A 23,589-nucleotide genomic window follows, 5' to 3' on the forward strand; every position below is an offset into this window, starting at 1 on the left:
TGTGAGGCTCCATGTACAACACAACTCCACCAAAGCGTTCTGATCTACCATCTTCTGCACAACTGAAACGCTCCACTATCATCGCCGCTCTTTCCGCACTGGTTATTCTGGTCGTGGTGATCCTGCCCTCCGAGTATGGTGTAGATGCCACTGGAATGGGCCGTGTTCTGGGACTGACGGAAATGGGTGAGATCAAAACCCAGTTGGCAGAAGAAAGCGCCGCCGATGCAGCTGCGACAACAGCCTCTGCTCCTTCTGCCATCAATCAACCTGTTGCAGCAACCTCACCGGAGCTGACCAGCCGTGTGGATGAGATTGAGCGCAAGCTGGCTGAAGTGATGCTGAAACAACAGCTACGCGAACGTGTATCGACCACTCGTCATCCAGCCGAAAGCGCGCCAACAGCTCCGGCTCCGGCAGTTGCAACAGCTCCCGTAGTTCAGGCTCCAGCCCCAACGCCTGCACTCAAAAGCGATCAGGCCACGGTTCAGTTGGAGCCGGGTCAAGGCATTGAGATCAAGCTGGTGATGAAGGCAGGCAAGACAGCGACTTATCGCTGGACCGCCAACGGCAGTGTTTTGAATTACGACACCCACGGTGACGGAGGCGGTCGCTCCATATCCTACGTGAAAGGTCGTGGTGTGCCGCAGGATGAGGGAGAGCTCACAGCTGCATTTGATGGCAACCATGGTTGGTTCTGGCGCAACAGAACTAACAGCCCTGTCACTTTATCTCTGCAAACACGTGGAGAATATGAGTCGTTCAAACGAGTAAAGTAAGCGACTCACCAAGTTGACCTAATCGTCAATTCGGGTGGTTTTTCTGTAGTGCTCCGGCAAAATGCCTGAGAAACTGAAAAATCACCCGGGTTTTCCCCCAAAGCGCACAATATTCGGCGACAATCTGTCATGGGGTTCAATACCTATTACTCGAGGTAATACTGATATATGTGTCGCCAAAGCGCTTTGGTACAAATAATATTGCAACTAACCCGCACATTCCCCTCAGTCATTTTGTGATTTGTCATATGAGCGGATTTTAAATCGTTATAATCTCCTCAAATCACGCAGATATGCGCCTGCATCATATACGTATTCCTACTTATTTCATTCCAACGCGTTTCGATGCACTTTCCAGTCAAATCTTTTTGCACCCGGTGAAAAGTTTTTCACCTGCAAGGTTTGCCGCCACCCTCGGCAAGCCTCATTCGGGGCCTTACAGCCAGCTATACCCCCTTTTAGCTGGTGCGTAACAACCGAACCACATGAGTAAAAGCGAAGCTCGTTCCCAGCTGTTATATTGCAGCGTTCCCTCCTCCCGGGCTTCGCTTTTTACTCACTCAACATGCGATCGGGAGACCTTTAAGGTGACGAAGCTGCGTCCAGGCGTCATTTTTGGCGAAGAATACAAAACCCTCATTCAGGCAGCACGCGAAGGGCAGTACGCTCTTCCAGCAGTAAACGTAGTTGGCACCAACTCAATCAACGCAGTGCTCGAAGCTGCGGCAGCCAACAAATCCGACGTAATCGTACAGCTCTCAAACGGCGGCGCACAGTTCTACGCTGGTGCAGGCATGCCGGATAGCTTCCAGGCCCGTGTTCTTGGCGCAGTATCTGCAGCCCAACACGTGCACCTGCTGGCAAAACACTACGGTGTTTGCGTTGTTCTGCACACAGACCATGCAAACCGTAAACTGGTGCCTTGGCTGGAAGCGCTTATCTCGCACGGTGAAGACTACTTCCGTGCAAATGGCCGTCCACTCTTTACTTCTCACATGCTGGACCTTTCAGAGGAAACTCTGGAACACAACCTGTCTGAAAGTGAGCGCCTGCTGAAGCGCATGGCTCCACTGCAGATGAGCCTTGAGATTGAACTGGGCTGCACCGGTGGTGAAGAAGACGGCGTTGGTTCTGATGAAGACATCGGAGCAGACAACCCGAAACTGTACACCCAGCCAGAAGATGTGCTGGAAGCGTACGACCGCCTCAACCCACTGGGTCACTTCTCTGTGGCTGCTTCCTTCGGCAACGTGCACGGCGTTTACAAGCCAGGCAACGTGAAGCTGCGCCCTGAGATTCTTCGTGAAAGCCAGAAACTGGTTCGCGAAACCCACAACCTGGGTGAAAACCCACTGCCACTCGTGTTCCACGGTGGTTCCGGCTCTGAAAAAGAGAAAATCGCGGAAAGCCTCGGCTATGGCGTGTTCAAAATGAACATCGACACCGACACTCAGTTCGCGTTCTCTGAAAAAGCGGGCGCTTATGTGTTCGAAACGCCAAATGCGTTCAAACACCAGATCGACCCAGAGACCGGCACACCTTATAAGAAGGTCTACGATCCGCGCAAATTGCTGCGGGAAGGTGAACAAGGCATCATCACTCGTTTGACAGAAGCCTTTGACGACCTTCGCAGCGCTGGTAAATCTCTGGCGCAGTAAGAATGACCTCTCCGGCCACACGTTGGGGGTGTGGCCCGGACTTTAATGGAGTACAGGATGAAAGCGCTATTTATTGGCCAGTCCTATATTGACGTGACCTTTTTGTCAGAAACCATGCCAGAAGGTGATGAAAAGGCAATTGCGCAGGATTACGCTGTCAGCTTTGGTGGCAACGCTGTAACTGCAGCCTTCGTCTGCGCAAAACTGGGCATCGCCCCAGATCTGCTGTGCTCCATGGCAGATGATTGGCTGTCACGCATGTTCCGTGACATGGCAGCCAAGTATTCCATTCCGATCCACGGTGCTAAAGTGAAGGAAAGTTCCCTTTCCTTCATCATGCCAAAGGACGGCAAACGTGCCATCGTACGCTGCCGTGACAACGACTTCCTGCATCCGTTCCCTGAACTGAACCTTGCTGGCTGTCAGGCATTGCACGTGGATGGTCACATCCCACATGCTGCTCTGCACTACGCAAAGCTATGCCGTAAGCACGGTATCCTCACCTCTCTGGATGGTGGTGCCGTTCGTGAGAACACCGAAGAGCTGCTCGACTACATTGATGTAGCGATCGTCTCCGAACTGTTCTGCGAGCAGCTCGGCAAATCACCAGAAGACACCCTTGAGTACCTGCGTGCCAAAGGTGTGAAGGTGGGTGGTGTTACACAGGGTGAAGAAGGCCTGCTGTGGTACGAAGACAAGTGCCCAATCAAGCGCTTGCCTGCTCTGAAAGTTCCAAAGGAACGCGTCCTCGACACCAACGGTGCAGGTGATACCTTCCACGGCGCTTATGTGTACGGCTATCTGGCAGATCCTCAAGGCACCTGGGAAGACCATTTCAAACTGGCTCGTGCGGCTTCTGCACACGCCATTCAGTTCCTCGGCAACGAGGCCTCTCTGCCGACCGTCCTTGATCTGGACAACGTGCAGAAAAACTTTCCTGCGGGCGACTAATCTAAGCGGCTTTGCCATTGGTGAAGCCATTTAGAGCCAAATAAAAACAATAAGAACGAACAATAACAATAATAGGCCCCACATCGGGCACATGTTCATGTGGCGCTCGCACACTCAAAAAGCCCCGTCTCTCCATGAGGCGGGGTTTTTATTTTCTCGCACGTGCTTTTGCTGAGCAGCGTTATTCCAAACCACCTACTGTCAGCTATACCCCCTCGATTCAGGCGGACCATAAACGATGGAAAGTCTTTGAAAGCATAGATTTCCCTCAAGATGACACCACTGAGATTCAGGAAATCTCTAGCTTCTTATTCCTTAAATACAATAGCCCTAAATAATATTGGCTTTGTTTCACTAATATTCTTCGCCAGATCCTGAGAATATAAGTAAGCACATGATGAAGCCAGCTGATCACAGGTTTCTTTCACACGAACACAAATTGCATTCCACCAACTGCTCGCCTGACGCGACAGAACAATTTCTGCATGCCAACTCAACAGGTTCTGGCGGCAGTATTTAACTCAGTTTCTATTGTTTAAAACAGGGTTTATACTATGACTCATCTTAAATACTCATGTGCATTCATCGCGTTATTGGCGAGTGCAGGCATGGCACACGCGGGCACAATTACCATCACCACTGACGGCAGCAATGTGGTGACCCATTACACAGGCTCTTCCGACAATGCGGCCACCGCCTTTGATGAAAGCACTGCAGCCCAACTCACTCAACACCAAAGGGTCGACCGCATCTTCGCAAACGAGATCAACGATAACGCCGCGAACATCGCAAACAACGCTCAGACCATCAGCGATTTTGAAAAACTGTTCGGCACTGTTCAGACAACAGCCCCTGCAGCGATCTCGGATGCAGTGAAAGACCCGCTGAAAAATGCAACCGGAACGCCGGTTGAAGATGTCCGTGCGATTGAAGGGGCGCTGAAAGACGGAACGACAGCCAAGACCGAATGGAAAGCCTATCTGGATCACGTGGAAGCCAAAGCAGCTGCCGGCGAAAAGATCACCATGGACGCCCCGGCGGACCCGGTAGCAGCTGACTTCACCAGTGGCGCTTTGCCGGCTGACATGGCCGCAGATCTGGCTGCACTTGGGACTGCTGTCGGCGATTATACCACTGAGCAACAGCCTCACGAAGACTATAGCGTATTCACCACCGCAAATGGTGCCAATGCATCAGGCCGCGCAACCGCTCAGGCGCTGGCAAATGGCGAAGGCTTGGCGAACGGTATTCTGGCTTCTTTCAACGCCGTTGATGCCAAAATCGGCGACATCAGTACACTGCCAAGCGATCTTCAGGCTCCAACACCGGCAGACACCACCGTGGTATCTGCAGTCACCAAGCTGAACGAAAAGGTCGGTTCACTGGCTGATCTGAACTCAACCTTCACCGGCACGGCACGCAACAGCGTTGTTGCCGCTGTGAACAGCAATGCAGAGCGGATTACTGCTAACAGCGACGCTATCGCCAACAACAGCTCGCGCATCGTCTCATTGGAAGAAGATGTAGACGAACTGCAAGCAGGTGTCGCCATGGCAATCGCAATTGCCAACGCGCCAATCATTCAGGGCGGCTATAATGGCCTCTCCCTCTCAGGCGGCTTCGGTCACTTCAAAGGCAAATCTGCGGGTTCCATGAAAGCTGCGTTCATGCCGATGGACAACATGGCAATCACCGCCTCCGTCGCAACCGACTTTGATGACAACGTCGCAGCCGGTGCTGGTCTGGGTTTCTCATTCTAATTTAGCAGGAGAGGCAAATGAGCCGACTTCTCACATTTCTCTGTGTCGCCTTCGCCATGGTTTTCCATGGCGGGGGTCTTCTCGCTCCTTCCTCCGCTCAAGCGAAAGAAGAGTGGTCCGTGCAATGCAGCAGGCAGCAATGCCAGATGTATGCCGAGATCCGCCTGCAAAACGGAACGCTGTTCAACAACATCGCCTTCCGCAAACTCAACGCGACCACTTACGCCGGCATTGTAAAACTGCCGTTGGGCATTCACATCCCAAGCGGCATCAACATCGGCATAGATCAGGCTGCTATTATTCAGGCGAAGCTGATCACCTGCAATCCGGATGGCTGTGAAGCTGCATTCACTGCGAACCAGACGGTTGTCGACTTCCTTAAGCGCGGTGAAAAGATGTCAATCCTTGTACGCAAGGCAGGCGACAGAAAGCAGTTGGCCCTCAACTACTCCCTCATGGGTTTCACCCGCAACTGGAACGAGTTCCACAAACGCATGGAAATCCTGATGCCGTAGCCGGATGGTCAGATGGATTTCTGAGAGAGAGTAAGCTACTGATATGCCTAGGACCTGAGGGGAACTAGGCTGCTGTGACATACTCATTCAACACCGATAAATCCATTTCCATTCGCGACGAGACCGAGTTTCAGCGGTTTATTGGGTATGAGCTGGAGTTGTTTCCAGAAGAAGGCACGGCAATTTGTGCGTTGGATATCGATGCGAAGTACGCCAACCGCAGCGGGGTGGTTCACGGAGCAATCGTGACTATGTTGCTGGACAACGCCTGCGGAGCCTCATGCAGTGCCTCTGTTGATCCAACCGGGAAACAGCCGTTTGTGACGCTGTCTCTCACCGTCAACTTCGTCGCCCCGGCAATCTGCAAGCGGTTGGTGGCCAAAGGCAAAGTGATTGGTGGTGGCAAGTCTACCTTGTTTGCTGAAGCAGAGCTGTTTGATGAGAAGAACCAGCTGATTGCCACGGCAACCGGCCCATTCAAGCGCGCCCCGCAAAGAGTAGCACGGCTTGATGATGCGTGAGCACGTGAAGCGGCTCGCCTGAGCCGTCAGGACTTAGGGCTAACCCCTTCAAAGAACGTGGTTGTCAGCAACCGCGTGACTTCCTCAATACTAGCCTCTCCTCTGGCGTTCATATCCCACGCAGTAAAGATGAGCATGTCGTAGGTGTTCATCACCCACCGCGTCGGCATATCTTTGCGGATGTCACCATCTTCCTTGGCTTGCTCAATGGCCAGGATGGTCTCGTTTTCCATCATCGCATAGCGAGGGTCTTTGCTCAGAACGCGTTCTCCTTCCACCCAGAAGGTCGAGAGGAAGCGCAGCTTGTTGGCCAGCGGCATCATCAGCTCCACAGCACGCAGCATGGCTTTTTTACCGCGGAGGTTTTCGTTCTCCATCGGCATCAACGCGTTGACCAAATCATCAAAGCTGACCGCCAGAATTTCCTCAATCAGCGCTTCACGAGAAGCAAAGTGTCTGTAAAGCGTGGCACGGCCAATTCCGGCAATCTCCGCTATTTCCGTGAGAGAAGCCGTTGGATTTACAGGCAGTTCTGCCAGTCCGGCTTCAATCAGGGCTCTGCGGGACTTAACAGCCCTTTTATCACGCAACAACATTTTTACCCTCATTTTATGAGACATACTTGTCTCACATGTAAATATTATGATACACACCCGTCTCATAAATCAAGATCTGTGTGATCACGAGGCGTTCACTCAGCGATAACCGGTCATTTCATAGGCCTTCAACAAACTCTGAAATCTGCCTCATTTAACCTATTGCTCAGGAGCACTGAATGTCCAAGCGGATTGTGTGGTTGTCAGCGGCACTGGTGCTGCTGGGAGCTGTTGGTACCTATGTTCTTTCGCTCGAAGACACAAGTGATGTCGACATTGAAGAAAAAGAAGTTGCGCTGCCGGTTGTCAGCTATGTGACTGCACAGGCAAACGACAACACCGGCCATATCTCTGTTTTTGCGGAAGTTCGCCCACGCTGGACGGCTGACCTGAAAGCACAGGTCTCCGGCAAATTGCTCTCAGTTGCTCCCCAGGCACTGGAAGGCAAGCAGGTTGCCAAAGGCGATGCCATGGCTCAATTGGAAAAGCATACCTATGAAGCCCAGCTGGAAGACGCCAGATACCAGCAGTCCACCGCCGAATTCAATCTGAAGAAAAAGCAGAACAAGCACATACTTGCGCTGAAAAACTGGCGTGCCGTAAATCCGCAGGAAGAGCCGCCGGAAATGGCAGTGCACATTCCGGAGTTACGCGTTGCTGAGAAAGCGCTGGAAGCCGCGGTTCAGAAGGTGAAAGTCGCTCAGTATGATGTGAACGCGACCACCATCAAAGCTCCGTTCAGCGGTTTTGTGACCAAGCGCCATGTCAGCATCGGCCAAAGCATCTCTGTGGGTGATACGCTCTTTACTCTATTGGACGCAGAGCAGCTGGACATCACCGTTTCGCTGGATAAAGACCAGTGGGATCTGTTGGAGAAGGCGTGGCAGGAATTTCCGGCCAAGATCTATAACTCCAGCAAGGAAATGGTTGGCCTTGCCAAAATCCAGCGCGGAGGTGGGTTTCTTGACCCTAAATCCCGCCGGTATCAGCTGTTTCTGGAAGTGGTCAACACGCCTGAGACTTCCATTCTACCGGGCGAGTTCGTCACCGTGGAACTGCAAAGCCGAACCGTTCTAGACAGCTTGAAGCTGCCAGCAACGGCGCTGACACAGGAAGGCTTCATATGGTTCCTGAACAACAAAGACGAACTGCAACGTTTTGAAGCTGACGTCATCTTCCGCGATGACACAGACATCATCGTTCATATGCCCGACGTTTTGCGCGATTTAGGTGAAAAACGCGTTGTTCAGTTGCCAATGGCTGCATTCCTGCCGGGTCAGCATGTTGCCCCAACACCAGCGGGGCACTAACCCATGTCGTGGCTCACAAACTGGTTCATCCGAAATCCGGTCGCTGCCAATCTCATAATGGCGTTCATCCTGCTTGTCGGGGTGTCTTCTCTTATGAACATCCGCATCGAGGGCTTCCCTAAGCTGCCTGCGGATACGGTGACGATCACCACTGTTCTACCCAATGGCTACACGGAGCAGGTTGATAAGCAGATCACGCGCAAGGTGGAGAAGGCGCTGGAAGGGTTGGCCGGTGTCAAACACATCAGCTCACTTTCGCAGCCGGGGCTCTCGACTGTCTCTGTTAAGAAGACCAGCGACACCAAACTCAGCACGCTTCTGGATGACATCCGCCTCAAAGTGGACGGCATCTACAATCTGCCGAAGAAAGCGGAGCGGCCTGTTATTGAAAAAGAGAGCATGGATATGCCTGCCATGTTTGTGCAGGTCTATGGGGATGCTGATTTCAAAACCTTGCAGCGCATTGCACGTCAACTGCGCAACAAGCTGCTGGCCAGCCCGGAAGTGTCCCGCCTGAAACAGTGGGGCCTACAAACTGAGCAGATCAAGATCGGGCTGGAGCCGTACACGCTTGAGCGCCTGAACCTGACGCCTGAGCAGGTGATGAACCGCATCCGCGCGTCATCCCTTTACTTCCCGGGTGGCACGCTGAAGACCGAGGGTGGCTACATCTCTTTGCGCGCTGACAGTCAGGCCTATTATAAAGCCGACTTCGAGCGTATTCCGATCATCGAATGGGAAGATGGTACCACGACAACTCTGGGCGATATCGCCACGGTAGAAGATGCGTTTGCTGACATTGATATGGAAGCCCGCTTCAACGGCAAAGAGTCTGTCGGGCTGGAAGTTCTGATTGGCCGCAAAGACAACCTTATTAATGTCTCTGAGGATGTGAAGAGCATCATCGCGGACTTCCGCAGCACACTGCCAAGCGGTGTAAAGGTGGATGTCTGGGGCAACTCCAGTGATTACATTGAGGATCGTCTCAGCCTTCTCAGCTCCAACGCCCTTCAGGGGCTGGCGCTTGTGCTGCTGATGTTGTCGCTGTTCCTCAACATGAAGCTGGCCTTCTGGGTTGCAATGGGGATCCCGATCTCGCTGGCTGGTGCGTTTGCTGTGGCCACCACGGGCTGGATCGACTACTCGCTCAACGACATCACCACGTTCGGCCTCATCATTGCCCTCGGTATCCTCGTCGATGATGCCGTGGTCGTGGGGGAAAGCGTTTTTGAACAACGCAAGCGCTATGCGAACCCACTGAAGGGAACAGCTGAGGGCGTCCATAAAGTCGCTGTTGCCACCATCTTCGGTGTGCTGACAACAACGGCGGCCTTCTTCCCGATGCTGCTGATGAAGAGCGAGCTCGGCAAGATCCTTGGCAGCTTCTCCGGCATTGTCATTCTGGCGCTGCTGTTCTCGTTGTTTGAGAGTAAGTTCATTCTGCCAGCACACCTTGCTTACATCTCGTTGGATGAGAAGAAGCAAAACATCTTCTCCCGCTCCTGGGGCAAGGTGCAGGGTGTGGCACGCGGCGGCTTGTTCTGGTTCCGTGACACCATCTACTTTCCTACCCTCAAATGGGCGATCCGCCAGCGCTATGCTGTGTTGGTCGGTTTCATTGCTGTGGCCGCGCTCGTGTTTGGGTTGATGTGGAAGGGCAAAATCCATTCGGTGTTCTTCCCGGAAATTCCAGGACAGTACATCGTGGTGAATATGGAGATGGATCCACGGGCTCCGTTCAACCTGACACAGAGCAACATCACGCTGATCGAAGACATGGCCCATGCGGTAGATCGGCGATATGCCGAGGAACAGCCGGATGTGGGTGGCGTCATCCAGAACATCTTCCGCATTGTTTCGGACAGCACCAATGCGACCATCTACGCAGAGCTGCGTCCTCTGGAAGAACGCGGAGAAGCCAAGACAGCAGATATTCTGCGTGAATGGCAGGACCGTACCGGTACTTTGGAAGGTGTTTCCAAACTCACCTTCTCGGGCTTTGAAGAAATCGGTGGCGGTTTCAAGATCCGTCTGTTTGGCGAAGACGCAGAGCAATTAAAGCTGGCAAGTGCTGAGCTGATGGAACAGCTTGGCAAACGTGCCGGTGTCAGCAACTTGCGCGACACCTTTAAGGCAGGCCAGCCAGAGCTGCGTCTGACAGTGAAACCTGAAGCACGCCATCTCGGCTTTACCGCTGAGCGGCTCGCAAGTCAGGTCTCCAACCAGTTTGGTGGTGGTGAGGCTCAGCGTATCCAGCGTGGCAACTCAGAGGTCCGCGTCATTGTCCGGAACACACTGGACGCACGTGACGCCATTGAAGACCTGCTGCAATCCCGCTTGCGCAGCGCAAACGGGGATTGGGTCACCCTGCAATCTGTCGCCAACATCGAGGCACGATATGTGCCCGGGTTCGTGTACCGCAGAAACGGCGATCAGGTCGCCACCATCGAAGCTGACATCAACAAACAGATCGTTGCTCCTGCTGAGCTGGGTCAGGATATCTTCACCTCCGTTGTGCCCCAACTACAACAGAAGTATCCCGGCGTGAAAATTAAGCAGGGTGGCGAACTGGAGGAAATGGGTGAAGTGAAAGGCAACATGAACCGCGCCTTGATCATCACCTGTTTCCTCATCTTTGTGCTGTTGGCGATCCCGCTGAAGTCCTACTTCAAGCCGCTGATCATTATGTCCGTGGTGCCATTCGGTGTTGTCGGGGCCATATTGGGCCACGCCATCATCGGCATCCCGTTCAGCATGATGTCGATCTTCGGCTTGCTGGCGCTGATCGGTGTGATCGTCAACGACTCCCTCGTCATGGTCACTCATTACCTTCATCTGCGTGAGGAGGGTGTCGAGCACATCGAGGCGACGGAGCGCAGCGGCATGGATCGCTTCCAGGCGATCTTCCTGACTACGGCAACAACTGTTGCTGGTCTGATGCCGCTGATGAGCGAAACCTCCGAGCAGGCCATGTACCTGATCCCGGCTGCTGTCTCTCTTGCTTACGGGGAGATTTTCGGGACGCTTATTACTTTGATCCTGATTCCAGTACTTGTCGCCACAGCAGAAGATATTCGCGTCTTTTTCTTCGGCAAACGCGATAAGGCATTGGAATATGCGCAAATGGAGCGAAAAGAGGCTCGCGAGGCAGAGGAAAAGCAGGCGATTTTAGAAAAATCCCCAAAGAATAACGGAGATATAAAACCTGAGGGTTTCCCTCTAGAAAAAGCCTAAATGAACCTTACGATACGGCCTCCCCTAGCGGAGGCCGTTTTTTGTTAAGGACTTACCTTGCGAAATCTGCTATTTAACCCACTGTGAATCCGCAGAATTTCGCCACTAAGTATATATTAGCGATTCCTCAAAGGTTAAACTTCACTATATTTGAATATACTAATATAGATTATATATTAGAAATGCATCATGCACTTATATATTGCGAAATATCAAAGAGAAAAAATCTACTAATTCAAAATTGATTGCACTCAATTTGTACTTTTTACAATTCCTCTAGGTTCCTGCGCGTACGAGCGGGCACGTATAACGTAACGGTGTCTGCTCCAATCAATAGCTGCCAAAAGCAGCTGTTAGACCGGAGTACGCAAATGGCTGGCATAAGCCAAAACACCCAGACTACCACTCCAGAAGTGAGCAAAGGTCGCGAGCGCGCAGCATTCTTGTTGCTGGCAGTTGTCCTGGCTCCAGTTCTGATGACAGCAGCGGTTGCCGGATATGGTTTCCTTATCTGGATGTCGCAGATCCTGCTTGGCCCACCATCATTCTAAGAGGTGACAGTGGCCAATCTATCTCGCAGAGCTTTCTTTACCCGTTTAAGCGCTAAACCAGAAGTGGCGAACCCGTTTCGTCCGCCATGGACCAGCGAACAGCGGATTGAAGACAAATGCACCGGTTGCTTTGAATGCGTCAAAGCCTGCCCGGAAGGCATTCTGTTCAGCGATGATAACCGGCCATTTCTGAAACCTGGTGTTGGCGAATGCACATTTTGTGAAGAGTGCGCAAAAGCGTGCCCTGAAGACGGTCTCTTCGACCTTTCAGAAGCACCCTGGAGACTTACAGCAGACTTAAAGCAAGAGGCCTGCTTGCTGCAGAAAGGCGTTTCCTGCCGGACCTGCACTGACTGCTGTGACCCAAGAGCTCTCCGGTTTGACCTGCGCACACCACCAGCAGGACAGATCCAACTGGACGCAGACCAGTGCAGCGGTTGCGGCGCTTGCCTCGTGGCCTGCCCAGTGGATGCCATCAGTTTGAACGACCAAAGCAACACGAGCCAGGAAAGCTTAGCAAATGCGTAATGCAACAGCCGTTGAGCGCGAAGAACCTGCCGGGGTCTGGCACATTTCCAGTGTGCTGATCCAGGCAATCCCGGAAAAGCGGGACCAGGTTTGCGCGGCCATCGAACAGATGCCTTCTGCTGAGATCGCGGATGTGCCTGACACCGAAAAGATTATCGTGACGTTGGAAACCACGAGCGAGCGCGACATCGCCAATGCGCTGACCGAGATCCAGAAAATGGATCACGTGATCACCGCATCACTCATTTTCCATCAGACCGACACCACCGACCTCAATTCAATTGTGATTTCTGATCAGGGTGACATTCAACCCGAGGGGACTTGCTCATGATTAAACTAACAAGACGCGCTGTCATCAAGGCGCAGGCCGTTGCAGCTGCAGCAGCCGCGGCCGGGGCAAGCCTTCCGGCACAAGCGTCTAACCTTGTTACTGACTCCAGCAAAACCGACCTGAAATGGTCTAAAGCTGCTTGTCGTTTCTGCGGCACCGGTTGTTCCATCATGGTGGCAACCAAAGGCGGCCGCGTTGTTGCAACACATGGTGACGCGAAGAGCCCGGTTAACCGCGGCCTGAACTGCGTGAAAGGCTACTTCCTTTCCAAGATCATGTACGGCAAGGACCGTCTTGAGCAGCCACTGCTGCGTAAGAAAGACGGCAAGTACGACAAAGAAGGCGAGTTCACTCCAGTATCCTGGGATGAAGCTTTCGACATCATGGCTGACAAAGCCAAAGAAGCGATCAAAAAGAACGGCCCTTACTCTGTAGGCATGTTCGGCTCAGGCCAGTGGACTGTTTGGGAAGGCTACGCAGCTGCAAAGCTCTGGAAAGCCGGCTTCCGCTCCAACACCATTGACCCGAACGCACGTCACTGCATGGCCTCTGCTGTGGGCGCATTCATGCGTACCTTCGGCATCGATGAGCCAATGGGCTGCTATGACGACTTTGAGAACGCAGACGCATTCGTGCTCTGGGGTTCCAACATGGCAGAAATGCACCCGGTTCTGTGGACCCGTCTGACTGACCGTCGTCTGTCCAACCCGGATGTTAAAGTTGCTGTTCTGTCCACCTACGAACACCGCAGCTTTGACCTTGCTGACATCCCAATGGTCTTCACCCCACAGACCGATCTCGTGATTGCGAACTTCATCGCAAACTACATCATCGAGAACGAAGCCGTGGACATGGACTTCGTCAGCAAGCACACCAACTTCCGTCTTGGCAACCAAGACATCGGTTACGGCCTGCGCCCTGAGCATCCACTGCAGAAAGCTGCGAAAAACGCAGACAAAGCAGGTGGTTCTAAAGAGATCTCCTTCGAAGAGTATGCTGAGTTTGTTAAGCCATACACTCTCGAATACGCTGAGAAGATGTCAGGTGTTCCTGCAAGCCGCTTGCTGGAACTGGCGAAGCTTTACGCTGATCCAAACAAGAAGGTTATGTCCCTCTGGACCATGGGTGCGAACCAGCACACACGCGGTGTTTGGGTCAACCAGATGTTCTACAACATCCACCTGCTCACCGGTAAAATCTCCAAGCCAGGTTGCGGTCCATTCTCACTGACTGGTCAGCCATCCGCTTGTGGTACTGCACGTGAAGTTGGTACCTTCGCACACCGTCTGCCAGCAGACATGGTTGTGAAGAACCCTAAACACCGTGAAATTGCAGAGAAAATCTGGAAACTGCCAGAAGGCACAATTCCTGCAAAGCCTGGTTATCACGCTGTTCTGCAGTCCCGTATGCTTAAAGACGGCAAGCTGAACTTCTACTGGACCCAGGTCACCAACAACATGCAGGCTGGCCCGAACGTTGTTGAAGAGATCTACCCAGGTTGGAGAAATCCAGAAAACTTCGTCGTGGTTTCTGATCCATACCCAACCGTTTCTGCAATGGCTGCTGACTTGATCCTCCCAACCGCTATGTGGGTGGAAAAAGAAGGCGCATACGGTAACGCTGAGCGTCGTACCCAGTTCTGGAACCAGCTGGTAAACGCACCGGGTGAAGCAAAGTCTGACCTTTGGCAGACTGTTGAGTTCTCCAAACGCTTCAAAGTTGAAGACGTATGGCCTGAAGAACTGCTTGAAAAAGCACCAGAATACCGCGGTAAGACACTCTTCGACGTCCTGTTCGCAAACGGTCAGGTTGACAAGTTCCCAGTGTCTCAGCTGAACCCTGATTACGAGAACCAGGAAGCAAAAGACTTCGGTTTCTACATTCAGAAAGGCCTGTTCGAAGAATACGCCACCTTCGGTCGCGGCAAAGCGCACGATCTGGCAGACTTCGACACATACCATCAGGAGCGCGGTCTGCGCTGGCCTGTCGTAAACGGCAAAGAAACCCAGTGGCGCTTCCGCGAAGGTTCTGACCCGTACGTTGGCAAGGGCAAAGGTTACGAGTTCTACGGTCATAAAGACGGTAAGGCTCGCATCTTCGCACTGCCTTACGAAGCACCACCGGAAATGCCTGATGAAGAGTACGATTTCTGGCTCTGCACCGGTCGTGTGATCGAACACTGGCACACCGGCACCATGACCCAGCGCGTACCTGAGCTGTACAAAGCAGTTCCAGACGCTCTGTGCTACATGCACCCGGATGATGCGAAAGCAAAAGGCCTGCGCCGTGGTTCTGAAGTGCGCGTGATCTCCCGTCGTGGCGAAATCACCACCCGCATTGAGACCCGTGGCCGTAACAAGCCGCCAAAAGGCCTCGTGTTTGTACCGTTCTTCGATGCAAGCCAGCTCATCAACAAGGTGACACTGGATGCAACCGATCCACTTTCTAAACAGACCGACTTCAAGAAGTGCGCGGTCAAGATCGTAGCCGTGTGAGGTACGCCATGAAACTTCTGAAACTTGTTGTAGCAAGCCTCTTTGCACTTTCAGTCCTCGGTGGAGCAAGCTCTTTTGCAGCTGACTCCATCAACGAACTGCGCAACGCGGACATCCTGACTCAGGATGCCGCACCGCGTATCCCGAAAGTCGTGAACAGCGACGAACGTCAGGTGCGTAACTACCCTGAGCAGCCACCTCTGATCCCTCACAAGATCGACGGCTACCAGATCGATAAGCGTCTGAACAAATGCATGACCTGCCACAGCCGTAAAGCGATTGAGCAGTCTCAGGCTCCAATGATCTCTATCACGCACTTCATGAACCGTGATAACCAGTTCCTGGCGTCTGTATCCCCTCGCCGCTTCTTCTGCACCCAGTGTCACGTGCCTCAGACCGAATCCAAGCCTTTGGTTGAGAACACATTCGTTGACGTTGATGAAGTGCTCAAAGGCGAAGCTAAGAAGTAGGAGCGCCAGGCATGATTTCAATTATCAAACGGTTCTGGCAGATCATCAGCAAACCTAGTGTCCATTACAGCCTCGGCTTTCTGACACTTGGCGGGTTTGTCGCCGGCATCATCTTCTGGGGTGGTTTCAACACCGCCCTGGAGGTCACCAACACAGAAGAATTCTGTATTGGCTGTCATGAGATGGAAAACACTGTCTATCAGGAACTCAAGACCACCATTCACTATACCAACCGGTCTGGTGTGCGTGCGACTTGCCCTGATTGTCACGTGCCTCACAACTGGACATCCAAGGTTGCCCGTAAGATCCAGGCATCCAAGGAAGTTTACGGCAAAATCTTTGGCACAATCAGCACGCCAGAGAAATTCGAGAGCAAGCGTCTTGAGCTGGCAAGCCACGAGTGGGCTCGCTTCAAAGCCAACGACTCCCTCGAGTGCCGTAACTGTCACAGTGAAGAGTCCATGGACTTTACACGTCAGAGTGTGAGGGCTTCTGAACAGCACGAGAAATTCCTCGTAACTGGCGAGAAGACCTGTATCGACTGCCACAAAGGCATCGCACACAAGCTACCAGATCTGAGCCTGCTGAAAGAAGGTCACTAAGAGCACGGTTGTTTGATTGGTTACGGTCAAACACCTCAAACAGCTCTGGCAACATAACTGGACATCAAAGCGTGAAGTGCAAGTGCACGTGGAGATATCCGGGGCCTGTCACCAGCTCAGATCCAAGAACCCTGCGGTTTGAAACCGCGGGGTTTTTCTTGTCCACACCTATTCCCATATTTTATCAATTAAAATTATAAGAAAATCACTCATCTCAGAATTTTCTGAAAAATACCCCAGAGTCACCTCATTTCCAGCCATTTTACGAATGTTTACAAATATTAACCTTTGCAAGATCCGCCTGAATTTTTCTTGATAATTTCACCCTAGGGTTATGCCCTATGTCCCAAGGTAACCTCCCCAGTTTCACGCAAGTGCTTTTTGACACTCCGGTAAAATACCAGCGCCATATGCTTCTGGGAAATCGAGAATATTAGAGCATTCCCCATCTGCAAGTCGTTGATTTTGCGGAACTAATAAACTCGTCTTCAGTTCAGGCCGGCAAGCGACACGCCGCGCCTGACAGAATTTGGAACGGGTGACGCGCACGCGAGCTTCACCCATCTGAAAGGACATAAGAAGATGAACGCATTGAAGCTTTCCGCTACTGCCGTGGCCCTCATCGCAGGCATGAGCACCGCTCACGCCGCTAATATCACCGTATCTGACGGCACCGTAACCACCACCGGTGGCTCCGTCACCAGTGGCTCTGCAAGCGGTTCAACAACTGCTGGTCAGACCGGTTCAGCAACCGGCATCACTGCAACCATAAGTGATATTAATGAGTCGGACCTCAGCAGTGCTCTTCAGGCGAAGATCAACGACTCCGTTGACGAGTCGGATCTGAGCTCTGCACTTGCAACAAAGATCAACGGCAAAGCTGACCAGAGCGCGCTTAATGCAGAAAAGCTGCGTATCGACGCAAATGCGTCTGCAATCAGCACAAACCTGAGCGATATTGCAACCAACAAAACCGCAATCGCTTCAAACAAAGCTGCACACGAGCTGAATGCAACTAACATCCAAACCAACGTTGACGACATCAAAACCAATGCAGATGCAATTGCAGTCAACCTGGCTTCCATCGACCAGAACAAAGCCAACATCGCCACCAACACCACCAATATCGCGTCTAATACCTCCCGTATTGGTGTGAACGAGCAGAACATCGCGACAAACACCACCAACATCGCAACCAACGCTGCCAACATCTCCTCCAACACCGATCGCATCGTGTCACTGGAGAACGATGTTGATGAACTGCGCAGTGGTGTGGCCATGGCAGTTGCGATTGCAAACGCGCCAGTCCTTCAGGGTGGCAAGCATGGCTTCTCCGTATCCGGCGGTTTCGGTCACTTCAAAGGCAAAGGCGCTTCTGCTCTGAAGGTTGCCTTCCGGCCAACTGAAAACATGGCTGTCACTGCATCTGTGGCAACAGACTTCAGCAACAACGTCACTGCTGGCGCTGGTCTGGGCTTCTCCTTCTAACGAGGATGTAGATCATGAAACCGATCTGGACCCTGCTGACAGCGGCACTTTTCTTTTTCTTTCAGAGTGCAAGCGCGTACAGCACCACTGAGCCTTCCAATGAAGAGGACTGGTCCGTCAAATGCAGCAGCGACTTGTGCGAAGTCTACGCTGAGATCCGGCTTGATAACGGCGCTCTCATCAACTCCATCATGTTTCGCAAACTTGATAAAGATGTTTACGCCGCAATTCTCAAGCTGCCGCTCGGAATTCACATTCCCAGTGGGATCCAGATTGGTATCGATGATGATGCCTTGTTCGACGCAAAGCTGATCACCTGTCAGCCAGACGGGTGCGAGGCCGCCTTCAACGCCAACAAGGCCATCGTCAACTTCCTCAAACGCGGCAAAGCTATGTCCATTGTGGTCACCAAGTCCAGCGACCGCAAAAAGCTGGCGCTGAATTACTCCCTGATCGGCTTTACCCGCAGCTGGGATGAGTTCACCAAACGCATGGCAGTGCTGCTGCCGGACGAGACAACTGGCTGATTTTGCCTGCCAAGACCCGTGGTTGAAGCCTTAAGCTTTGAGGTTTATATTGAGGAAGATAGGAATGGGAGGCTCTCGCCCCCCACTCCCGTCGCTAGACGACTTGAATAAGAGCTCGGAAAAGGATGATCAGTCGGTTCCGGGCTCTTGTCATGCTCAGCTTTAGTTTAAGCTTTATTGCAAGGTTCATCTAACATACCACCTCCTTACCAGGCTTTGCTTCGATCGGAGTGCCTAACTCTCCGATTGCGCGGACTGACACGCGCTGCTGCTTCGTAAGGAAGTGGCTGGAAAGAGCCTATCAAGCCGGGAATTTCATCGCGTCCCCCGATCCTCTCCCGCACAAACTGCTTAGTGCATTCCCCGAGTGGATCTCATCGGTGTTTAACGCTTCCTTTTGCCTAACATTGCTTGGCGTTTGCCCGCTCACCCTTGCGCAAACTAAGATTACCTATGCATCCAGACCGAAGCGGAGTTACCACCTCATCAGGAAGGTGATGCCAATGACCGGCCACAAAGCAAAATCAGCTCATGTCGCGAGCATCGAAGCGTTCTATGCGGAGAAGCTTGCAGACACGAAAGGCAGGAACACCTTTCAGCAGGTTCTTGCGCCGGATTACGATGCTCAAGAAATCTCCGAGGACCTCCTAGGCTCCAGCTTTGGTTGCGGCAACCCACTGGCATTTTCTCAGATTAAAGAAGGAGAGACAGTACTGGATTTAGGATCTGGTGCAGGGCTTGACCTGATTCTTGCAGCAGAGAAAACCGGACCATCAGGCAAAGTAATCGGCATCGATGTCAGTGAAGATATGATCGCACAGGCCAGAAGCAACTGCGACAAGCATGGCCTTCAGAACATCGAACTGCATCAGGGTGTTATAGAAGATCTCCCCTTCCCGGATAGCTCCATAGACTGGGTCATCTCAAACTGCGTTATCAACCTGTCAGCAGACAAACCTGCAGTGTTTGCGGAAGTTTACCGGGTGCTCAAACCCGGTGGGCATCTCATGATCTCCGACATGATTGCGGAGGCGCTGCCTAATTGGATGCATTTGCATCAGGACCTTCTCTCCGCCTGCATTTCGGGCGCCGTGTCTGAGGCGGCTTATCTTGAGCTTGCTCATCAGGCTGGCCTCACAGGCTTGAAAATACTCGACCGCATGACTTATGAGGATGCCGCATTGAAGCAGTTGATCGAAGAAGAACTGCCGATCGCTCTGGACGAACTCTCCAAACATCTGGGCCTTTCCAGAGAGGTGATGCTGACCAAAGCCGTCAACGAGCTTTCCGGCACTGTGAAAACCATCAAGCTCTATGGTTCCAAGCCAGCGGCGTAACCGGCGTTAAGCCCGCCTGCCCAGCACAACATAATAGCCAACACCCAGCCCCATCAGCCCCAGCGCGATTAAGGCTGCGCCTACATCATACGCAAAGCACGAAGTGAGCGCTAAGAATGAGAGTGCCAGCGTGACATAAGCCGTCTTCTGTCCGCCCGGAGCGCTGTAAGGCCGATGTAAATCAGCATGATTTCGCTTCAGCAAAATATAGCTGACACTTTGCAGCGCATAAGAAAGCGTCGCACCAATAACAGCGATGTTGATCATCAGTTCGCCCTTCCCCGTCAGCGAGCAAATGAACCCGATCACGCCGGGAATGATCAGTGCCCAGTGAGGCACTTTTCGCGAGCTGATTGCAGACATGAAGCGTGGCAGATACCCTTCACGAGACATGGCAAAGACCAGACGGCTGTAACCAAAGATGATGGAGAAGAAGGAGGCAATCAAACCGGCAAGCCCAACCAGATTGACGAAGTCTGCCAGAACAGAGTCCTCTCCCAGCACATGCTTCATTGCATCCACCAGTGGGGCGCCATAATAGCCGACCTCTTCAGAAGTCGCGGCACCGGGCACGAGCACGACAATCAGAAACGCGCTTATCAGCAGAAAGAGCATGGCCCCGATAATCCCACGCGGTAGATCAACGGCAGGGTCTTTGGCTTCCTCAGCTGCCAACGGAACCCCCTCCACAGCCAGAAACAGCCACATCGCAAACGGAAACGCCGTCCAAATGGACACCGCATCAAACGCGAGAAGATTCTGTTGTGCCGGTTCAGTGCTGTCAGCGACCACCAGATTGGCGAGGCTGAAGTGTGGGCCGAGGGTGATCAGAGTGATTGCGATGGCAAGCACCGCAAAGGCTGTCACCACCAGCATAAACCGCAGGGCTTCGCCCACGCCAAGCAGATGCACTCCGATAAACAGGAGATAGAACACGGCGTAGACGACGGGTCCATTGATCCCCAGCAGCGCTTCAAGGTACTGGCCGATGAAGATCACAATGGCTGCGGGTGCGATGGAGTATTCCAGCAAAACTGCAAGCGCCGTCGCAAAGCCTCCAGTATCGCCCATAACCTTCCGCGAAATCCGATAACCACCCGCAGCGCTCGGCAAAGCCGCAGACATCTCCGCGAGGCACAGGACGAGGCAGAAGTACATGAGCCCCATCAGCGCCACGGCGATCATCATGCCGAACCAGCTTGTCACTGCGAACCCGAAGTTCCACCCCGCAAAGCTGCCCGAAATCACATAGGAAACCCCAAGCGTTGCCAGTAAAAACCAGCCCGCTGCTCCTTTTTGAAGCTGAGAAGTCTCGCTATCTTTCATAGAGAATGAAGCCTGCCACAAACGCTGAACCCAGCCGAATGGCACCAGCTTACCCCGCCACAACCAATGCCCGACACCCGCCAATTCTCTCGGACTGCACCATTAGCATCAGTTGGCGTATTGTTGACCCTTCTCATCATTTCTGCATAAATTCCCATCATAGAGAATCTATTATGCATCGCTCTGCCTGTTGGGACGGGCACAAGCTAAGCTTGATGGGATAAACTTTGCACTGGGAGGGGGCGAAGAGATGGCTAAGAAAGGGATTGTTCTCATCCATGGCACGTGGGGGCATGCCAGCAACTGGGATGAGATGCGCGCAGAGCTGGAAGCACGAGGCTACACCGTGCACACGCCTATTCTGCGCTATCATGATCTACCCGTTTGGGAAGGGGCGCTCAAACTGGGCACAGTGCGGCTGATGGACTATGTGAATGATCTGGTGGACTTCGTGAAAACATTGGATGAGCCGCCAATCATTGGCGGGGTTTCCATGGGTGGCCTATTGGCTCAGCTTGTGGCTGCCCGCGTTGAAAACAAAGGCCTTCTGCTGCTTTCCCCCGCACCTGCCTGGGGTATGTTCCCGTTCTACCCATCCATGCTGCGCACGTTTTACAAGCACTTCCTGCAATGGGGCTTTTGGCGCAAACCGCTCTACCCACATTGGGAGGAATTCCGCTGGTCCGTGGTCAACGAGCAGACTGAAGAGAAGGCGAAAGAGTTCTTCTATTCCCTCAAGCTGGAATCTGGCCGCGCCTACATGGATATGGGCTTCTGGTTCCTTGATCCGCAGCGTTCTTCCTGGGTGGACGTCGATGCGATCACCACTCCCGTGCTCATCCTTGGCGGCGCCAAAGACCGCGTCGTCGCCCCACGCATCGCCCGCGTCACCGCCAACCGCTACAAGAAAAACGGCAAGCTTGTGGTTCTGCCTGACTCCGATCACGTGATGATGGTGGGCAAAGAGCTCAAGAACACAATGCGCGAGTTTGATCAATGGGTTAGGGAGAACAACATCGTCCCGCAAACTGAAGAGCTGGAAAAGAACTGATTACGCCTTAAGAGGCAGCAAGATCGGCTAACAGTGTTTTCGCCAATGCCTTGTTTGCCTCGGTCAGAGTTGGCTGGAAGCCGATGTTGGTCATCCAGCCGCCACCGAATGAGAGTGACATGATCTGGAATGCCGTGTGCTCCAAACGGCTTTCGTCTGCTTGGGGAGCAATCTCACGAAGGAAACCCGCGACGCTTTGGTGAAAGGCATCGTAGATGGATTTCACCGCAGGCCGGATCTGGTCATCATGCAACGCTTCCGGCAGCAAGGCCGCGACCAGTCGCGTGCTTGGGTGCGTATTGAACTCTGAGCTGAACAGATACTCCAGCAGAACGCTTTGCAGATCTTCGCTTTGCTGATCCCGCAGAAAGTCCAATGCATTTTCTTCAAAACGGGCAACAATCCGCTCCACCAACGCAGTCACCAGGGCTTCACGCTTGCCGATGTAGTGAAGCACCATGCGCCGGTCCATCTCCGCCTGTTTGGCAACCACTTCCAGCGTCGCACCGCGTAAGCCGTAAGCCTCAATGCATCTCTCAAAAGCATCGAGGATCCGGTTGGTGTTCTCTACCTTTAAGCTCTTACGCCCCACAGCTGCTTCCCACGCCCATCCACACCTAACATCTTGCCGCACAGCATAAATCAGGAGCACTGATCGGCAAGTGGGCGAAGGGAGGTATTCGGGTAATATCCCTAACTGAACTTAGAGCCACGTCCAGAACGGCTGGCGTGACCTTACTTTTTCCAGTCGCGCTCGCAGTTCAGCAACGAGTTCATCTTGATTTCGAGGTGGTATGCATCGCTCCTCATCCGGGATCTCAAAGAAACATAGCCGGTCTGTTCTCAGGCGCTTGTAAATGTAATCCCAAAGCTGATCATCGCTCATTGTGGCACACTTCAAAGCCAAAAAATGCTGATGCCACGGTGTGATACGAAACCAAACTTCATCACACCTAATTGACGTATCTACATCTCGAAGCGCAAAGGCACGCCCTTGATCTTCAACCCATTCGAGTGCCGCAATCATATGATCCGTGATTTCCGGCGTCCAACGATACATATCCTGCATTTTTTCGGCATAGCCACACTGCACTAACAGCTCCATCGTTGGCACCATTATCGTCGCAACATCAAATGGATCTAGTTCTGAGGAGAGATCCTCTCGATAATCCAGCATACAGCGCAGAAAGATCCGGAAGATTTCGTCTTTCTCTTTTAAGAGCTTTTCTGGATCGACCAGATCGAGGTGCTCTTTGATTTTTTCAAAAGGCACAATGACATTGAACGTGTTGTTGGTGACATCCTGAAGGACATCAAAACGTACCAACAACCAGCAAGCGCTCGTGTAAGGTGCTTGACCGTAATCGTATATATCTTCAGCACCATCCTTTGCTTGAGGATCAACGAGAGATTCATTCAAAACACGAGCAACTTGAAAACATAGGCTGGAGAGTAATTCTGCTTCAGGTGCCATCGATCTTCCTCGTAGATACCTACTCCTTATCACACAAAAACCCCGTGGAGGGGATCCACGGGGTCTCTTAGCACTGCCTGATAAG

22 protein-coding genes are annotated in these 23,589 nt (G+C 52.7%); 18 read left to right on the forward strand and 4 right to left on the reverse strand.

The window, feature by feature from the left end; translation table 11 throughout:
- Positions 1 to 11: 11 nt before the first annotated feature.
- The 6 genes from AC3CB2_RS19035 to AC3CB2_RS19060 all read left to right on the forward strand — a co-directional run bounded on the left by AC3CB2_RS19035 (position 12) and on the right by AC3CB2_RS19060 (position 6,184).
- Positions 12 to 779 (forward strand): hypothetical protein, encoded by a 768-nt coding sequence (locus AC3CB2_RS19035; protein ID WP_352935693.1) that lies wholly within the window; start codon positions 12 to 14, stop codon positions 777 to 779.
- Between the two features lie 587 nt (positions 780 to 1,366).
- A complete protein-coding gene (gene fbaA / locus AC3CB2_RS19040; RefSeq protein ID WP_008549066.1) occupies positions 1,367 to 2,437 on the forward strand; it encodes a class II fructose-bisphosphate aldolase in 1,071 nt (356 codons plus the stop codon).
- Between the two features lie 57 nt (positions 2,438 to 2,494).
- Complete coding sequence (locus AC3CB2_RS19045; protein ID WP_014284785.1) at positions 2,495 to 3,388, forward strand: sugar kinase; 894 nt, start codon at positions 2,495 to 2,497, stop codon at positions 3,386 to 3,388.
- 554 nt (positions 3,389 to 3,942) lie between these two features.
- Positions 3,943 to 5,148 (forward strand): YadA C-terminal domain-containing protein, encoded by a 1,206-nt coding sequence (locus AC3CB2_RS19050; protein WP_352935689.1) that lies wholly within the window; start codon positions 3,943 to 3,945, stop codon positions 5,146 to 5,148.
- Between the two features lie 17 nt (positions 5,149 to 5,165).
- Entirely contained in the window at positions 5,166 to 5,663 is a 498-nt protein-coding gene (locus tag AC3CB2_RS19055; protein ID WP_352935686.1) for an invasion associated locus B family protein, read from the forward strand.
- A 74-nt stretch (positions 5,664 to 5,737) separates the two neighbouring features.
- Positions 5,738 to 6,184, forward strand: coding sequence for a PaaI family thioesterase (locus AC3CB2_RS19060; RefSeq protein WP_352935683.1), 447 nt, complete (start codon positions 5,738 to 5,740; stop codon positions 6,182 to 6,184).
- Positions 6,185 to 6,210: 26 nt separating this feature from the next.
- On the opposite strand, the gene AC3CB2_RS19065 is transcribed toward AC3CB2_RS19060, so the two are convergent.
- Positions 6,211 to 6,780, reverse strand: coding sequence for a TetR/AcrR family transcriptional regulator (locus AC3CB2_RS19065; RefSeq protein WP_352935680.1), 570 nt, complete (start codon positions 6,778 to 6,780; stop codon positions 6,211 to 6,213).
- Between the two features lie 179 nt (positions 6,781 to 6,959).
- On the opposite strand from AC3CB2_RS19065, the gene AC3CB2_RS19070 reads away from it, so the two are divergent.
- The 11 genes from AC3CB2_RS19070 to AC3CB2_RS19120 all read left to right on the forward strand — a co-directional run bounded on the left by AC3CB2_RS19070 (position 6,960) and on the right by AC3CB2_RS19120 (position 19,653).
- A complete protein-coding gene (locus AC3CB2_RS19070; RefSeq protein ID WP_352935677.1) occupies positions 6,960 to 8,090 on the forward strand; it encodes an efflux RND transporter periplasmic adaptor subunit in 1,131 nt (376 codons plus the stop codon).
- A gap of 3 nt (positions 8,091 to 8,093) precedes the next feature.
- On the forward strand, positions 8,094 to 11,324 hold the full coding sequence (locus tag AC3CB2_RS19075; RefSeq protein WP_352935675.1) for an efflux RND transporter permease subunit: 3,231 nt from the start codon (positions 8,094 to 8,096) through the stop codon (positions 11,322 to 11,324).
- A 371-nt stretch (positions 11,325 to 11,695) separates the two neighbouring features.
- Positions 11,696 to 11,875, forward strand: coding sequence for a periplasmic nitrate reductase, NapE protein (locus AC3CB2_RS19080; RefSeq protein ID WP_008548957.1), 180 nt, complete (start codon positions 11,696 to 11,698; stop codon positions 11,873 to 11,875).
- Positions 11,876 to 11,884: 9 nt separating this feature from the next.
- On the forward strand, positions 11,885 to 12,403 hold the full coding sequence (locus AC3CB2_RS19085; RefSeq protein WP_008549417.1) for a ferredoxin-type protein NapF: 519 nt from the start codon (positions 11,885 to 11,887) through the stop codon (positions 12,401 to 12,403).
- A complete protein-coding gene (locus tag AC3CB2_RS19090) occupies positions 12,396 to 12,734 on the forward strand; it encodes a chaperone NapD (protein WP_008549174.1) in 339 nt (112 codons plus the stop codon). The genes AC3CB2_RS19085 and AC3CB2_RS19090 overlap by 8 nt, the downstream gene beginning before the upstream one ends.
- Complete coding sequence (gene napA / locus AC3CB2_RS19095) at positions 12,731 to 15,229, forward strand: nitrate reductase catalytic subunit NapA (RefSeq protein ID WP_008548986.1); 2,499 nt, start codon at positions 12,731 to 12,733, stop codon at positions 15,227 to 15,229. Before AC3CB2_RS19090 ends, napA begins: the two co-directional genes overlap by 4 nt.
- Positions 15,230 to 15,237: 8 nt before the next feature.
- Positions 15,238 to 15,699: a nitrate reductase cytochrome c-type subunit gene (locus tag AC3CB2_RS19100; protein ID WP_008549041.1), complete on the forward strand. Its 462-nt coding sequence runs from the start codon at positions 15,238 to 15,240 to the stop codon at positions 15,697 to 15,699.
- An 11-nt stretch (positions 15,700 to 15,710) separates the two neighbouring features.
- Positions 15,711 to 16,301 (forward strand): cytochrome c3 family protein, encoded by a 591-nt coding sequence (locus AC3CB2_RS19105; protein ID WP_008549330.1) that lies wholly within the window; start codon positions 15,711 to 15,713, stop codon positions 16,299 to 16,301.
- Positions 16,302 to 16,883: 582 nt separating this feature from the next.
- Positions 16,884 to 17,789, forward strand: a complete 906-nt coding sequence (locus tag AC3CB2_RS19110) for a YadA-like family protein (RefSeq protein ID WP_352935668.1) — start codon at positions 16,884 to 16,886, stop codon at positions 17,787 to 17,789.
- A gap of 14 nt (positions 17,790 to 17,803) precedes the next feature.
- Positions 17,804 to 18,316 (forward strand): invasion associated locus B family protein, encoded by a 513-nt coding sequence (locus tag AC3CB2_RS19115; RefSeq protein WP_352935665.1) that lies wholly within the window; start codon positions 17,804 to 17,806, stop codon positions 18,314 to 18,316.
- A gap of 503 nt (positions 18,317 to 18,819) precedes the next feature.
- Positions 18,820 to 19,653 (forward strand): methyltransferase domain-containing protein, encoded by an 834-nt coding sequence (locus tag AC3CB2_RS19120; RefSeq protein WP_352935662.1) that lies wholly within the window; start codon positions 18,820 to 18,822, stop codon positions 19,651 to 19,653.
- Positions 19,654 to 19,659: 6 nt separating this feature from the next.
- Here the strand turns inward: AC3CB2_RS19120 and eat are convergent, their stop codons facing one another.
- On the reverse strand, positions 19,660 to 20,979 hold the full coding sequence (gene eat / locus AC3CB2_RS19125; RefSeq protein WP_352935659.1) for an ethanolamine permease: 1,320 nt from the start codon (positions 20,977 to 20,979) through the stop codon (positions 19,660 to 19,662).
- A 250-nt stretch (positions 20,980 to 21,229) separates the two neighbouring features.
- Here eat and AC3CB2_RS19130 point away from each other — a divergent pair, with 250 nt between their 5' ends.
- On the forward strand, positions 21,230 to 22,030 hold the full coding sequence (locus AC3CB2_RS19130) for an alpha/beta hydrolase (protein WP_352935656.1): 801 nt from the start codon (positions 21,230 to 21,232) through the stop codon (positions 22,028 to 22,030).
- 7 nt (positions 22,031 to 22,037) lie between these two features.
- Here the strand turns inward: AC3CB2_RS19130 and AC3CB2_RS19135 are convergent, their stop codons facing one another.
- Together AC3CB2_RS19135 and AC3CB2_RS19140 are read right to left on the reverse strand one after the other, a co-directional pair.
- On the reverse strand, positions 22,038 to 22,622 hold the full coding sequence (locus tag AC3CB2_RS19135) for a TetR/AcrR family transcriptional regulator (protein ID WP_352935653.1): 585 nt from the start codon (positions 22,620 to 22,622) through the stop codon (positions 22,038 to 22,040).
- Between the two features lie 111 nt (positions 22,623 to 22,733).
- Positions 22,734 to 23,504, reverse strand: a complete 771-nt coding sequence (locus AC3CB2_RS19140) for a hypothetical protein (RefSeq protein ID WP_352935650.1) — start codon at positions 23,502 to 23,504, stop codon at positions 22,734 to 22,736.
- Between the last annotated feature and the right edge of the window lie 85 nt (positions 23,505 to 23,589).

The organism is Pseudovibrio sp. SCP20 (assembly GCF_057774105.1).